The 14,656-nt window shown below is 70.2% G+C and carries 13 protein-coding genes; 4 read left to right on the forward strand and 9 right to left on the reverse strand.

All coding sequences use genetic code 11. From position 1 onward, the window contains the following. Positions 1-8: 8 nt before the first annotated feature. Positions 9-527 carry an amino-acid N-acetyltransferase gene (locus J1792_RS07740; RefSeq protein ID WP_086572806.1) on the forward strand — a complete coding sequence of 173 codons (519 nt, stop codon included), beginning with the start codon at positions 9-11 and terminating at the stop codon, positions 525-527. Between the two features lie 164 nt (positions 528-691). Beyond that, positions 692-1,036 carry a histone-like nucleoid-structuring protein Lsr2 gene (locus J1792_RS07745; protein WP_086572808.1) on the forward strand — a complete coding sequence of 115 codons (345 nt, stop codon included), beginning with the start codon at positions 692-694 and terminating at the stop codon, positions 1,034-1,036. Here the strand turns inward: J1792_RS07745 and J1792_RS07750 are convergent. Further along, a complete protein-coding gene (locus J1792_RS07750; protein ID WP_179199008.1) occupies positions 967-1,737 on the reverse strand; it encodes an SCO3374 family protein in 771 nt (256 codons plus the stop codon). The two genes, J1792_RS07745 and J1792_RS07750, sit on opposite strands and share 70 nt — an antisense overlap. 500 nt (positions 1,738-2,237) lie before the next feature. Between J1792_RS07750 and J1792_RS07755 the strand changes: the two genes are divergently transcribed. Next, complete coding sequence (locus tag J1792_RS07755) at positions 2,238-4,763, forward strand: ATP-dependent Clp protease ATP-binding subunit (RefSeq protein ID WP_086572809.1); 2,526 nt, start codon at positions 2,238-2,240, stop codon at positions 4,761-4,763. A gap of 64 nt (positions 4,764-4,827) precedes the next feature. Here the strand turns inward: J1792_RS07755 and J1792_RS07760 are convergent, their stop codons facing one another. After that, positions 4,828-7,677: a serine protease gene (locus tag J1792_RS07760; RefSeq protein ID WP_207246882.1), complete on the reverse strand. Its 2,850-nt coding sequence runs from the start codon at positions 7,675-7,677 to the stop codon at positions 4,828-4,830. After that, positions 7,674-8,015: a trypco2 family protein gene (locus tag J1792_RS07765; RefSeq protein ID WP_086572812.1), complete on the reverse strand. Its 342-nt coding sequence runs from the start codon at positions 8,013-8,015 to the stop codon at positions 7,674-7,676. The genes J1792_RS07760 and J1792_RS07765 overlap by 4 nt, the downstream gene beginning before the upstream one ends. 338 nt (positions 8,016-8,353) lie before the next feature. Here J1792_RS07765 and J1792_RS07770 point away from each other — a divergent pair, with 338 nt between their 5' ends. Next, a complete protein-coding gene (locus J1792_RS07770; RefSeq protein WP_086572814.1) occupies positions 8,354-9,088 on the forward strand; it encodes a M23 family metallopeptidase in 735 nt (244 codons plus the stop codon). A gap of 128 nt (positions 9,089-9,216) precedes the next feature. Here J1792_RS07770 and J1792_RS07775 read toward each other — a convergent pair whose 3' ends face one another. From J1792_RS07775 to J1792_RS07800, 6 genes are all read right to left on the reverse strand, one after another. Beyond that, positions 9,217-10,044, reverse strand: coding sequence for an ABC transporter permease (locus J1792_RS07775; RefSeq protein ID WP_207246883.1), 828 nt, complete (start codon positions 10,042-10,044; stop codon positions 9,217-9,219). After that, a complete protein-coding gene (locus tag J1792_RS07780) occupies positions 10,041-11,054 on the reverse strand; it encodes an ATP-binding cassette domain-containing protein (RefSeq protein WP_207247112.1) in 1,014 nt (337 codons plus the stop codon). Before J1792_RS07780 ends, J1792_RS07775 begins: the two co-directional genes overlap by 4 nt. Positions 11,055-11,152: 98 nt before the next feature. Further along, the gene (cseC, locus tag J1792_RS07785) at positions 11,153-12,457 is read right to left on the reverse strand and encodes a two-component system sensor histidine kinase CseC (RefSeq protein ID WP_086566371.1); all 1,305 of its coding nucleotides are present in this window, start codon (positions 12,455-12,457) and stop codon (positions 11,153-11,155) included. 53 nt (positions 12,458-12,510) lie between these two features. Further along, positions 12,511-13,221, reverse strand: a complete 711-nt coding sequence (gene cseB, locus J1792_RS07790; RefSeq protein ID WP_086566373.1) for a two-component system response regulator CseB — start codon at positions 13,219-13,221, stop codon at positions 12,511-12,513. 7 nt (positions 13,222-13,228) lie between these two features. Continuing rightward, positions 13,229-13,918 carry a hypothetical protein gene (locus J1792_RS07795; protein ID WP_086566374.1) on the reverse strand — a complete coding sequence of 230 codons (690 nt, stop codon included), beginning with the start codon at positions 13,916-13,918 and terminating at the stop codon, positions 13,229-13,231. Continuing rightward, entirely contained in the window at positions 13,906-14,454 is a 549-nt protein-coding gene (locus tag J1792_RS07800) for a SigE family RNA polymerase sigma factor (protein WP_086566376.1), read from the reverse strand. The genes J1792_RS07795 and J1792_RS07800 overlap by 13 nt, the downstream gene beginning before the upstream one ends. Between the last annotated feature and the right edge of the window lie 202 nt (positions 14,455-14,656).

Raw genomic sequence — 14,656 nt, forward strand, 5'->3', positions numbered from 1 at the left:
GTCCGGACATGCCCGCTCTCACTAAAGTCGTCACCGTCCGCAGGGCCCGCACCAGCGATGTCCCCGCGCTGCGCCGCCTCCTCAACAGCTACGTGCGCGACCGCATCCTGCTCGACAAAGCCACGGTGACGCTTTACGAGGACATCCAGGAGTTCTGGGTCGCGGAGCGGGACGAGGACGGTACGGTCATCGGGTGCGGCGCGCTCCATGTGATGTGGGAAGACCTCGCGGAGGTACGCACTCTCGCCGTCGACCCGGATGTCCGCGGCGGCGGAGTCGGCCACCTGCTACTGGACAAGCTGCTGCGCACGGCCGGCTGGCTGGGTGTGCGGCGCATTTTCTGCCTCACCTTCGAAGTCGACTTCTTCGCGAAGCACGGCTTCGTCGAGATCGGAGAGACCCCGGTGGACGGTGATGTCTACAGCGAGCTGCTGCGTTCCTATGACGAGGGCGTTGCCGAGTTCCTGGGTCTCGAACGAGTGAAGCCGAACACCCTTGGCAACAGCCGGATGCTTCTGCATCTGTGAAGCGCGGTCCCTATGTCCGAATCGCGCCCCTATCGTGCGGGCCCGGAAGCCATCGTTCCCACGCCGAAGGCGGACTGAACCTTCCCGGGGGGTTTGTGTTTTTCCGGGAAAGGCGGTTTGCTATTCCTTCGTAATCCCTTTTACGCTGATGAAAGGAATCCCCCGTGGCGCAGAAGGTTCAGGTCCTTCTTGTCGACGACCTCAACGGCGGCGAGGCCGACGAGACCGTGACGTTCGCCCTGGACGGCAAGTCCTACGAGATCGACCTCACCACCGACAACGCGGACAAGCTGCGTGAGGCGCTCGCGGACTACGTCAAGGCGGCCCGTCGTACCGGTGGCCGTACCGCCGGAGCCCGCGGCAAGGCCCGCGCCGGTGCCACCGCGGCCGCCGGCAGCCCGGACACCGCGAAGATCCGCGCCTGGGCCAAGGAGAACGGCTACAACGTGAACGACCGTGGCCGTGTCCCCGCCGAGATCCGCGAGGCGTACGAGAAGGCCAACGCCTGATCGTCCGGATCCCCCGGCCCCGCGGGCCGGTCCGGCGGCTGGTCCCTGCGCGCCCGAGCGGCGCGCAGCAGCCGGTTCCGGTGGCACTCCGTGGCCGCCGCGCTCACGAGCCGTACGAGATCGGGGGCGCCGCCGTCGCCCCCGAGGCCGGCCACCGGCAGCGTCGGCTCCACGGCGCCCCCGGGCTCGGGAGGCCGCACCCATACGGCCTCCACGGCGCCACCGGGCCCGTACGGCCCCCTGAGCGCCTGCCGGGCCCCCGAGGGCTCCGGAGCGACCAGCCGGCCTCCCGGACCCAGCACGGACAGCTCCAGGGCGATCCCGCCCCATTCCAGCCAGGCGAGCAGCCCCGGCAGCTCGTCGGCGCTGCCGACGGCGGTCAGGAACCACATCCTCCGGGCCCGCCCGTCCAGCGCCACCGGCCCTGTGGCCGGCACCCGGCCGAGCGCGGCGAACCCGGCCTCGGCGGGCATCCCCAGCGCGTCGAAGCGGACCCCGGTGATCAGCTCCAGCGGCCGGCCCTCCGCGGCCGGCCAGGTGGGCCAGCCCAGGACGCACTCGTACCACTGGCGCCATTGCCGCCGACCGCGCGGATCCGCGGGTGACCCCGCGTCCGCGGCGGAAACCGCAGGTGGGCCCGTGGGCGGAGCCGCGTGCGGGTCGTCCGGGGGGCGGCACGGGCGCGGGAGGGCTACCGTCATGAACGGTGCAACTGTGGAAAACCCAAGAGGTTACGCTGGGTGGATAGTTGGGCACGCTCCGTATAAGAGGACAGGGGCGCACAGGCGCTCCGGATGGCGCGAGGGTGTTCGCCCGTAGCGGATGGAAAAGCCCCGCGCCGCATGGAGTGTCAGTCCCCACGGGTAAGACATTCCCCGTGGGAAGAGGCTGTACAACGGGGCCCGGACCGCGTCATCAGGGGTGGCGGCGGGACCATGGACGGGCGTGTCGGCCCGGCCGGGCGTTCGCCATGGGCGTAGTGGTGGTGGGCGTATATGCCTGGCCTGCGGGAACATCGTCTCCCACCATCGGGTTGGAGGAGATGTCGGCTGTTCGGCAGCAGGTTCCCCGCCGGCGCGGGGGTGATCCGGACGGGTGTCGGCAGTTGGAATGAGCTGTCCCGCCCAGCGGGACTAGCATGCGGAAGGACAGGGAGGGGACCGACCCCTAACTGCCTGACCGCTCTGAGGAGCGATTAACGATGTTCGAGAGGTTCACCGACCGTGCGCGGCGGGTTGTCGTCCTGGCTCAGGAAGAAGCCCGGATGCTCAACCACAACTACATCGGCACCGAGCACATCCTCCTGGGCCTGATCCACGAGGGTGAGGGTGTCGCCGCTAAGGCCCTGGAGAGCCTCGGGATTTCGCTCGAGGCGGTCCGCCAGCAGGTGGAGGAGATCATCGGCCAGGGCCAGCAGGCCCCGTCCGGGCACATCCCCTTCACGCCCCGTGCCAAGAAGGTCCTGGAGCTGTCGCTCCGCGAGGCCCTCCAGCTCGGCCACAACTACATCGGCACCGAGCACATCCTGCTCGGTCTGATCCGTGAGGGCGAGGGCGTCGCCGCCCAGGTCCTCGTGAAGCTGGGCGCCGACCTGAACCGGGTCCGGCAGCAGGTCATCCAGCTGCTCTCCGGTTACCAGGGCAAGGAGGCCGCCACCGCCGGCGGCCCGGCCGAGGGCACCCCCTCGACCTCGCTCGTCCTGGACCAGTTCGGCCGCAACCTGACGCAGGCCGCCCGCGAATCCAAGCTCGACCCGGTCATCGGGCGCGAGAAGGAGATCGAGCGGGTCATGCAGGTGCTCTCCCGCCGTACGAAGAACAACCCCGTTCTCATCGGCGAGCCCGGCGTCGGCAAGACCGCCGTCGTCGAGGGCCTGGCCCAGGCCATCGTCAAGGGCGAGGTGCCCGAGACCCTCAAGGACAAGCACCTCTACACCCTCGACCTCGGCGCCCTGGTCGCCGGCTCCCGCTACCGCGGTGACTTCGAGGAGCGCCTGAAGAAGGTCCTCAAGGAGATCCGCACCCGCGGCGACATCATCCTGTTCATCGACGAGCTCCACACGCTGGTCGGTGCGGGTGCCGCCGAGGGCGCCATCGACGCCGCCTCGATCCTCAAGCCCATGCTGGCGCGAGGCGAGCTGCAGACGATCGGCGCCACCACGCTCGACGAGTACCGCAAGCACCTGGAGAAGGACGCCGCCCTCGAGCGCCGCTTCCAGCCCATCCAGGTCGCCGAGCCGTCGCTGCCGCACACCATCGAGATCCTCAAGGGTCTGCGCGACCGCTACGAGGCCCACCACCGCGTCTCCATCACCGACGAGGCGCTGGTCCAGGCCGCCACCCTCGCCGACCGCTACATCTCCGACCGCTTCCTGCCGGACAAGGCGATCGACCTGATCGACGAGGCCGGCTCCCGGATGCGCATCCGCCGGATGACCGCGCCGCCGGACCTCCGCGAGTTCGACGAGAAGATCGCCGACGTGCGCCGGGAGAAGGAGTCCGCGATCGACTCGCAGGACTTCGAGAAGGCCGCCTCCCTCCGCGACAAGGAGAAGCAGCTCCTGGCCGCCAAGGCCAAGCGGGAGAAGGAGTGGAAGGCCGGCGACATGGACGTCGTCGCCGAGGTCGACGGCGAGCTGATCGCCGAGGTCCTGGCCACCGCCACGGGCATCCCGGTCTTCAAGCTCACGGAGGAGGAGTCCTCCCGCCTGCTGCGCATGGAGGACGAGCTGCACAAGCGCGTCATCGGCCAGAAGGACGCCATCAAGGCGCTCTCCCAGGCCATCCGGCGCACCCGTGCGGGCCTGAAGGACCCCAAGCGCCCCGGCGGATCGTTCATCTTCGCCGGCCCGTCCGGTGTCGGTAAGACGGAGCTGTCCAAGACGCTCGCCGAATTCCTCTTCGGCGACGAGGACGCGCTGATCTCCCTCGACATGTCGGAGTTCAGCGAGAAGCACACCGTCTCCCGCCTCTTCGGCTCCCCGCCCGGATACGTCGGTTACGAAGAGGGCGGCCAGCTCACCGAGAAGGTGCGCCGCAAGCCGTTCTCCGTGGTCCTCTTCGACGAGGTCGAGAAGGCCCACCCGGACATCTTCAACTCGCTGCTGCAGATCCTGGAGGACGGTCGCCTGACCGACTCCCAGGGCCGCGTCGTCGACTTCAAGAACACCGTCATCATCATGACGACGAACCTCGGCACCCGGGACATCTCCAAGGGCTTCAACCTGGGCTTCGCCGCCCAGGGCGACGTCAAGACCGGGTACGAGCGGATGAAGGCCAAGGTCAACGAAGAGCTCAAGCAGCACTTCCGGCCCGAGTTCCTCAACCGCGTCGACGACACGGTCGTCTTCCACCAGCTGTCCGAGGAAGACATCATCCAGATCGTCGACCTGATGATCGCCAAGGTGGACGAGCGCCTCAAGGACCGCGACATGGGCATCGAGCTCAGCGCGGACGCGAAGCTGCTCCTGGCGAAGAAGGGCTACGACCCGATCCTGGGCGCCCGCCCGCTGCGCCGCACCATCCAGCGCGAGATCGAGGACATCCTGTCCGAGAAGATCCTCTTCGGCGAGCTCCGTCCGGGCCACATCGTGGTCGTCGGCACGGAGGGCGAAGGCGAGGAGAAGAAGTTCACCTTCCGCGGCGAGGAGAAGTCGGCACTCCCCGACACCCCGCCGGTGGAGTCCACGACGGGCGGGGCCGGGCCCAACCTGTCGAAGGACGCGTAACGAATAAGTGAGTGGGCCGGCCCCGGAACCGTGGAGACACGGTTCCGGGGCCGGTTTCGTTTTGCTACGGACCGGACGGTTCTTTGTGGATCCGCAACCGGTCGCCGAAGCGGTCGGCGCCTACAACGGTTAGTTCCACTTCCGGGTCTAGGTTTACCTTCAATCCGTCGGCTGGCAAGGGACCTGTGTGGCCGGTCAGGTCGAGTACCACGGCGGCCCTCAGCCCCCACGCATTGAGGCTCAGCGAGCTCAGCCCTGGGAAGGCGGTCAGAAGACGCTCGTTGACCCGATCTCCCGGCTCCACCAGAAGCCTCACCGCGCCGACGTGGGGGAGCGGGGGAGCGGTGTCCAGGATGCGCAGGAGATCTGTCTCGAGTTCAAGCGTCCGCAGAGCTGAGCCACCCAATCCGGAGAGGTCCTCAAGGAAACAGCCCACGAGTGACAGGTCCTCGATCTCCGGGTGATCGGCCAGGAAGTCCAACGTCATGAGTGACGTGTTGTTCTCCAGGACGAGATCTCGCACCTGCCGGTCCCGAAAAGCTCGGCGAAGACTGTCCGACGAGTGGTTGCCGAAGACAATGAAGCCGCCGACAGGACCGAGGGTCGGCAGGGGGGAAAGCTGCTCAGGAAGCATCATGGGAAGCGTGATGTCGTCAAGGCGCATGGTCGAGAGGATTTCGTCCGTGAACACGCGGGCGTCCGCAATGTGCCAGCAATCGGCGATCCGGGAGCGGACCCGGGCTGACTCGTGCTGCCCGTACTTCTGAAGCAGCGGAATACCCGCGTTCCCTAGGGAAGCAAGGACGTTCACCACTCCGCTCGCTTCTGCCGGGCCCAGCGCCGTCGGATCATCCGACAGGTACGGCAGCACCTCGGGGCCCAGAGTGGACAGAAGTTCCTCCTCGCCCTCCGAGAGCGGCGGCCCCAGGGCCCTCACTCCCTCCCACACCGCCTCATGCTGCGCGTCGTCCAGATAGACCGCGCTCATCGCACATTCGGCCGCCAGGGTTCGCTGCGACCACAGCGTCTCGCGCTTGTCCGTCTCGTCGCCCGCCACGATGAGACCTGCGATGACCCGTCGCGCTTCCGCGCGGCCGCAGTGTCCTATGACCAGCCGGATGACGTCCTGCCACTGCTCCTCCGTCGCGTGCCCCAGGAGTTCGTCCAGGCTGTCGTTCTCCCGGAATTCCTTTGCCGCCAGGAAATCCTGGAAAGTGCGGTGGATGAATTGGATGGAATCCGCCGAGCGCTCCTGCAGAAGACCGCTGCGATTCAGGAGGTGGGTGAGCGTCTCGAGCGCCGTTCCTTGTTCCCGGACATGCCGCAGACCGTTCATGGCCCGCTCCAGCTGGCCCACGGCTTGGTCCCGGGACAGTTCGGCGCGGCCGCTGCGCACCAGCCACACGGCAATGCGCTGCAGCAGTTGTCGGCCGTCGTCGACCGTCAGGTTCATGCCCTCGGGGGCGCCGATGCGGCGGTACGCGTCCCGGTTGCCCAGCAGCATGGACAGCGCGGCGTCGTACAGCTGCCATCGGGTGCGCGGCAGCAGGCCGCTGCGGCGGCGGTGCAGGGCGCAGATGACCGCGCACAGCAAAGGGGTGCGGGCCAGGTCGCGCAGGCCGGTGTTGCGGCGGAACTCCTGGGAGAGATCGCGTTCGAGCGCGGTGAGACGGGACCGTTCCTGCTCGGCGCGCGCCTTGTCCGCGTAGGCCCCGTACTCCAGCCGTGCCGCCTTGTGCCAGGCGGCGACGAATGACTGGATGCCGCCTTTGTTCATGGGCAGGAGCTGCAGCTCTTCGAAGCCCTCCGACTCCAGCCACGCGTGCTCGACGGCCAGCGGCCGCACGGTGACGAGGCAGCGGGTGTCCGGGTACATCCGCAGGAGCTGGGCGAGCCATCGCCGGGCGGGGTCGCGGTCGGTCTGGGGCAGCTCGTCCAGGCCGTCGAGCGCGCTCAGCTTCTCGGGCAGGGTGCGGCAGACGGCATGGGAGGCCAGCCACCACACCAGCGTGGTCTTGCCGGCGCCGGCCTCGCCCCGCAGGACGGTTCGGGGGCGGGAGCCGAGGAGATCCTCGATGCGTTGCCGTTCGGGCCGGAGTGAGGTCTCCGGGCCTGCCTTCCGCGCCTCGAGGCTCAGGTAGGCCGTGTCCAGGTCCCAGCTGTTCTCGTTCGTGCCCAGATCGTCGAGGCCGAAGACCTCCATGCGGCTGTAGCGGGCCTTGATGGCCTTCGCGTACTGCTCCTCGTAGGCGAGGTCCTGGGGGTCGGGGCCGCTGAGTTCCTCGAGGGGCGGGGCGTCGGGCCAGTACTGCTTGAGCACCTCGGACAGCCCCTCGGCCAGGGCGCGCGCGATCGGCACGGCATCGATGACCGAGTGTTCCCAGCCCTGGGGGTCCTCGGTGGCGATTCCCAGCAGCACCGGTCCGGTGAAGAGCGGGCCGCCGGACAGGCCCGCCCAGGGGGATCGCGTGAAGGCTCCGGGCGGGTGGTGGTCGCTGTGCAGCACGTATCTGCCCCGCATCCGCCCGGACAGGGGCGTCAGCGTGCCCACGATCTGGGCGGCCTCCAGCTCGCCGCCCCGGTACCGCTGTACCTGCGGGAAGCCGAGTATCTGGCAGCCGGCCACCGGCTGCTTGGCGGCGAGGGTGCCCCAGCGCAGCGGCGGCAGGCGGTCGGCGGGAACCAGATCGCGCCGGGCCCGCAGGAGCGCGGCGTCGCAGCGGTCGGGGCGGCCGGCCCACAGGACTTCGCAGCTCACCGTGCCGGAGCCGCCGGGCGCGGCCGCCTCGGCGACCGCGTCGCGACTGAAGTCGACCATGTGGCTGCTGGTGAGGATCAGGTTCGGGGTCAGCAACACCCCACTGCCCTGCTGCGCGGCCAGCACCGCCACCAGCCGGTCCTCCACCGACCTCATCGCTCAGCGGCTGGGCCGAACCCCGACAGCCCCGCCGCCCGGTCGTTGCCGACCTTCCAGCCGTCGCCCGTGTGCCGGTCCTTCGGTGTCAGGGTGAAGGCGACCCGGTGGGTGCGGGCCCTGGCGTGCGAGGCGTCCGCGCCGGCCTCGACGATCCAGGCCTTCACCTTGCCGCCCGCCTTGGCGTCGCGGCGCAGTTCCACCGTGAACTCCAGCGTGATGTCACCGACGTCGAAGGCGAGGTCCTCGCCGGCCCCGGCCGCCGCCGCGTCGGTCAGGCCCGCGCGGATCGCCCGCACCGCCTCCGCCAGCTCTATGTCCTCGAAACCGTTGCTCACTGCGAGACCCCCCGCACGGTGCGTACATATCTGCCGCCCGGAGCGTACCGCCGATCTCGGGTCTCCGGTCCCGGAATGCGGGGTCCGGACCGGCCTCCGCGGTGACATGGGGCACAGGCCATTTCGGCGCTACTACGCCGCATAGCGGAGAAGTCGATCTCGGGAATCACCCCGGAATTCCGGGGGAGGCGGCGGTCGGCCGTTCTCTGAATTCCGGATCCGGTTACGGCATCGGCTAGTAGGAGGGGCACTCGACACGACCGGGAAGCGCTGGTTACCAAGGTATGGCGATCCCGGCCCGCAGTCGGGACCTGTTTATTGCCTGGAGGTTTATCCGTATGTCGAAGCGCACCGCTTTCCGTAACTCGAGCAAGGCCGTTCTCCGTACCCGTGCCGCCGTCGTGGCAGCCGGTCTGGGAGCCTCGGTCGCGCTGGGTTCCGGGGTCGCGCTCGCAGCCGACACCACCGCCACGGTGAGCGAGTTCCCCGCGTTCGCGTCCGTCGCCTCCCTGGGCGACTCGCTGAACACGCAGGCCGCCACCCAGCTGAAGGTGGCGGAGAAGGAGAAGCAGGCCGCCGAGCAGGCCAAGCGGGACGCCGCCAAGCGTGCCGATGAGGTCCGTAAGCAGGCCGAGGCCTCGCGTAAGCGTGCCGACGGCTGGGTCGCCCCCGTCGCCGGCTACCAGATCGGCCAGCCGTTCGGTAAGGCCGGTTCCATGTGGGCCCACAAGCACAGCGGCCAGGACCTCGTCGTGGGCACCGGCACCTCCGTCATGGCCGTTCACGGCGGTACGGTCGTCAAGGCCGGCCCCAACGGCGGCGGCGACGGTCCGGCGTACGGCAACGCCATCGTGATCAAGCACGACGACAACACGTATTCGCAGTACGCCCACCTCTCGCAGGTGAAGGTGTCCGTCGGCCAGACCGTGACCACCGGCCAGGTGATCGGTCTCTCCGGCTCCACCGGCAACTCGTCCGGTCCCCACCTGCACTTCGAGATCCGCACCACCCCGAACTACGGCTCCGGCATCGAGCCCGTCGGCTTCATGAAGGCCCACGGCGAGAACCTCTGATCCCACCGGATCCGCCTCTGCACGGGCCACGGCCCGACAGCGTCACGAGCCGGCGCACCGCCTCACCCGCGGTGCGCCGGCTTCGTCGTACGCGGTCGTACGCGAGCCCGGAAGCCCGCCGCGGCCGGCTACGTCCGGGCGCGGTAGGCCCGCATCGCCAGCGGCATGAACACCGCCACGATGCCGGCCGCCCACGCCAGCGTCCACAGCACCGAGCTGCTCGACGCGTCGCCGAGCAGCAGCCCCCGGAAGGCGTCCGACAGGTGGGTGACGGGGTTGAGGTGCACCCAGGCCTGCAGCCAGCCCGGCATGGTCTCCACCCGGACGAAGGCGCTGCTGGTGAACGTGATCGGGAAGATCAGGACGAAGGCGAAGACCTGCACCTTCTCGGCGTCGCCCGCCAGCATGCCGATCAGCACCGCGATCCAGGAGACGGCGGCGGCGAAGATCAGCAGCATCAGCGTGGCGCCCAGGAAGCCGCCCAGGCCGCCGGTGATCCGGAAGCCGAGGGCCACGCCCAGCGCGATCATCAGCAGCATCGCCCACAGCTGCTTGACGAGGTCGGCGGCGATCCGGCCGAACAGCGGCGCCGACCGGGCGATGGGCAGGCTGCGCAGCCGGTCGAAGACGCCCTTGGTCAGATCGGTGTTCAGCGACATCGCGGTGTACGTGGTCATGAACAGCGTGTTCTGGACGATCACCCCGGCCAGCGCGTACCGCAGGTACTCCTCGGGGGAGCCCGCCATCTGTCCGCCGAACACGTAGGTGAACAGGAACACGAACATGATCGGCGTGATGCTGTAGTCGACCAGCTCCAGGGGGTTGTGCTTGATGGACACCAGGCTCCGCCAGGCCAGCGTGGCGGTCTGCCGCAGCGCGTCCAGCGGGCGCACACGGCCGCTCCCGCGCAACCTGGGGGCGACGACCGGGGCGGGGGCCCGGCTCGCGGCGGTCATGACGGCCTCCCGCTGCCCGGCCCCCACCGGCAGGCCCCCGCCGCCCGGTGGCCCCCGCCCTCCGGCCTCTCCCCGTCCGGCCCCGTGCGGTGGCCGGTCAGGGCGAGGAACACCTCGTCCAGGGAGGAGCGGCGCAGGCTCAGCTCGCCGACCGCGATCGACGCCTGGTCCAGCCGCCGCACCACCGAGGGCATCAGCGCCGGGTCGTTGACGGGTGCGGTGATCTCGTCGCCCTCGATCCGGGCCTTCGGGCCCGCCGCCTCCGTGATCAGGGCGTGGGCGGTGGCCAGATCGGCCCGGTGCACCGGTCTGAGCTGGAGCACCTGCCCGCCGGCCTGCGATTTCAGCTGGTCCGGGGTGCCTTCGGCGATCACCTTGCCCCGGTCGATGACGACGATGTCGTCGGCGAGCCGGTCGGCCTCGTTCAGATACTGCGTGGTGAGCAGCGCGGTCACCCCGTCGGCGACCAGGCCGCGCAGCATGTCCCACAGCTCGCCGCGGCTGTGCGGGTCGAGTCCGGTGGTCGGCTCGTCGAGGAAGAGGACGCGCGGCCGGCCGACGAGGCTCGCCGCGAGGTCGAGGCGGCGGCGCATGCCGCCGGAGTACGTCTTGGCGGCCCGCGCGCCGGCGTCGGCGAGGTGGAAGCGCTCGAGCAGCTCTCTGGCGCGGGCGCGGGCGTCGGACCGGGTCATGCCCAGCAGGCGGCCGATCAGCAGCAGGTTCTCGGAGCCGGTCAGCTGTTCGTCGACGGCCGCGTACTGGCCGGTGAGCCCGACGACGGCGCGGACCCGGCCCGGCTCGCGCACGACGTCGTGGCCCGCGACCTCGGCCCGGCCGGCGTCGGGGCGCAGGAGGGTGGCGAAGATCCGTACGGCGGTGGTTTTGCCGGCGCCGTTGGGGCCGAGGAGGCCGAGGACGGTGCCGGGGCGCGCGGCCAGGTCGACCCCGGCCAGCGCCTGGGTCTCCTTGAACCGCTTCACCAGGGCCTCGGCCCGGATCGCGTACGTCATGGCGGTGGTCATGGCAGTCCCCCTAGGAGCGACTCCCTCAACTGTGACCCATGCCACTGACAACGCGCGCCCGCTGGCCGCCCGCCGACGGAGAGGCCTTAGTCCGGCACCTGAATGATCGGGAAGCTGCCCGTGCTGGTGGGGGACGACTCGGGGAGCCAGAGCACCGCGATCGCGCCGCCGCCCCCCTCCGCCTCCGGGTCGGCGTTGCGGAAGGTCAGGCGGGCGCCCAGGACGCGGGCCTGGCCGGCGGCGATGGTCAGGCCCAGGCCGTGGCCCTTGCCGGCCCGGTCCTTGCTGCCCGTACGGAAGCGGCTCGGCCCCTCCCGCAGGAGTTCCTCGGGGAAGCCGGGGCCGTGGTCGCGCACGCGCAGCACCCGGCCCTCGACGGAGACCTCGACCGGGCCCCTGCCGTGCTTGGCGGCGTTGGCGAGCAGGTTGCCCAGGATCCGCTCCAGGCGGCGCGGGTCGGTGGAGGCGTAGGCGTTGCGCACGACCGTGACCTTGGCGTCGGGGGCCGCGGACCGCACCCGGCGCTGTACGAACTCGCCGAGCTCGATGTCCTGCATCTCGGCGCGTTCGGCGAAGCCGTCCAGCCGGGCGACCTCGAGCACGTCCTCGACGAGCGTGCGCATGGCCTGGGCCCGGTCCCGTACGAGCTCGGTGGGCCGGCCCGGCGGCAGCAGCTCGGCGGCCGTGAGCAGGCCGGTCACGGGGGTGCGCAGCTCGTGGGCGATGTCGGCGGTGACGCGGCGTTCGGCCTCCAGCCGGTCGCGCAGCGCCTCGGCCATGCCGTCGACGGCCCGGGCGAGGTCGTCGGTCTCGTCGCGCACCCGGCCGCCGATGGCGTCGCGCACGCGGACGTCCGGGTCGTCGCCGTCGGCGAGCTTGCGGGCGGCGGTGGCGGCCTTGCGCAGGCGGCGGGAGAGCTGGCCGCCGATGAGGATGCCGAGCGCGCAGCCGCCGAGGACGACGGAGACCGAGCCGATGATCAGCGCCCGGTCGAGGTCGTTGAGGATGTCGTAGCGGTCCTTGAAGCGGGTGTGGATCGACAGGATCCGGCCGTTGCGCAGGGGCGTGGAGGCCCACACCTCGGGGGCCCCGCTGCCGTTGTCCTGCAGGTAGGTGGCGCGCAGGCCCACGTCGGCGGCGTCGCGCAGCGGCTTGGGCAGCGCGGGGTCGTCCACCTTGGCGCGCAGCATCAGTTTGCCGCCGGTGGATTCGTAGTACCGCTGGGCGATCTGGACCCGGTCGTCCATCTGGTCGCGGCTGCTGTTGAGCATGGAGACGCGCGCCGCGTTGTGGACGACGAGGCTGAGCGCGACGGCGACGAGCGCGCCGACGGCGGCGATCGCCAGACTGACCTTCCAGCGCAGGCCGCTGCGGAGGGCGAGCTTCACCACGAGGGGTTCCACGGGGGGTTCACGAGGGGTTCACCGGACGATCCACCGGAGGCTCAGCCCCTGAGCTTGTAGCCGAAGCCACGGACCGTCTCGATCCGGTCCTGGCCGATCTTTCCGCGCAGGCGCTGCACGTGGACGTCGACGACGCGGGTGTCGCCGCCCCAGCCGTAGTCCCAGACCCGCTCCAGGAGCCGGTCGCGGGAGAGGACGGTGCCCGGCGCGGACGAGAACTCCAGCAGCAGCCGCATCTCGGTGGGGGTCAGGGCGACGGGCGTGCCGGCCTTGCGGACCTCCATGCCATCGGTGTCGACCTCCAGGTCGCCGAAGCGCAGCACGCCGCCCTCGAGGGTCTCGTCGGCGGGGTCCGCCGCGCCGCCGCCGGCGGCACCGCTGGCGTGGCCGAAGCGGCGCAGGACCGCGCGGATCCGGGCGACGAGCACGGCGCCGTCGAAGGGCTTGGTCACATAGTCGTCGGCGCCGGCCTCGAGGCCGAGGACGACGTCGATGGAGTCGGCGCGCGCCGAGAGCATGATCACGGGAACGGTCGACTCGTCACGGATCCGGCGGCACAGGCTGACCCCGTCCAGTCCCGGAACCATCACGTCCAGCAGCGCGATGTCCGGCCGCCGGGCGCGGAAGCTCTCCAGCCCCGACAGGCCGTCCGGCACCGCCGTGACGACGAAGCCGTCGCGCTCCAGGGCGAGCTGCGTAGCCTCGCGGATGACGTCGTCGTCCTCGACGAAGAGGACATGCGTATCGGCCACGCTGCTCTCAGCCCTCCGTTCCTTCGCTCGGCACCTTGCCGGTGTTGCCGACCTTGCCGAAGTCGGTGTGGGTGCGACCGGTCTCGCGGAAGGTGTTGTCCGACCAGTGGTAGGTCAGGACGTCCTCACCCGAGGCGCAGCAGACGGCGTCGCCCGGGCCGTAGACCTGCTTGGTGATCGTGAGATCACGCCGGTCGATGTCGGCGTAGACGGGCGCCTGCTCGGCCACGAACACATTCTCGTACGTGTTGCCCTTGGCACGGTACACATAGGAACCGACGCCGACGGAATCGCCGCACGTCAGGACGTTCACCACGACGTCGGGGCGGGAGCCGCCGGTCAGCTGCCCGTAGATCACGTCGACGGGGTACTGGTCCTTCACGCACGGCTTGAGGTTCTTCTTGACCTGCTCGCCGACCTTGGGGTCGGACTTGATCAGCTTGACGGCGTCGACCTTGTCCTGGGGCGAGGCGGCCGACGCGGACGCCGAGGGCGTCCGGGGGGAGGCGGCCTTGGCCGCCGGCTGGGTCTGCGCGGGCCCCTCCTTGCGCACGCCCTCACTGCTCGTACCGCATCCGGCCAGCAGAAGACCGGCAGTGGCGGCCATCGCGGTGACCGCACCACCGGTGATCAGTGCCGGCGTGGCCCTGCGCCTCCTGCCGGGGCGGGAACCCGCCGACCCGTTCAGGCCGCGCACCGTTCGCGCCCCCGATCGGTGCGCTCCAGGGCGTGGAAGTCCAGGTCGCGGCTCTCCAGCTCCTGGCGGAGCCGGGCCAGCGCACGGTGCAGCGTGCTCTTGACCGTGCCGGTCGACATGCCGAGCGCCTCCGCGGTCTCCTCGGTGCTCATCTGCTCCCAATGTCGCAGGACGACGACGCTTCGCTGCTTCGGTGCCAGGACGCCGAGGATGTCCATCAGCAGGGCACGGTCGGCGTGCTGCTCGGTGCCGTCCTCGACGCTGGCGTCGGGGAGCTGCTCGGTGGGCACCTCGTCGAGCTTGCGGGCGCGCCACCACTCCGTGCGAGTGTTGATCATGACGCGGCGCAGGTAGGCGTCGGCGAGCGACTTGTCCGCTATGCCTTCCCAGCGGCCGTAGGTGCGGACGAGGGCGGTCTGGAGCAGGTCCTGGGCGTCGATGGGGTCCGGGACGAGCCGCCGGGCGCTGCGCAGGAGGGCGTCCTGACGGTTGCGTACGTACTCTTCGAAGTCCAGAACCTTGCCGCTGCTGGCCATACTCGCAGCCTCCATTCCCGCTTTGCGTTCCCCGCGACGCTGGCAGTCGTCCAGCACGGGTAGGACGCTACGGACGGGCTGTTGCGACGCGATGTGCGGGAGCCCTTCGGCTGGTGCACAGCTGTCCATAGGTTGTGTAACAGCTGTGAGCGGGGGGTGGGGAAAGGGCGGCTCTGTCCGATTCGGGCAGGGCTGTGACCAG

The sequence above is a fragment of the Streptomyces triculaminicus genome, assembly GCF_017349075.1.
GTDB classification, from domain to species: Bacteria; Actinomycetota; Actinomycetes; order Streptomycetales; family Streptomycetaceae; genus Streptomyces; species Streptomyces triculaminicus.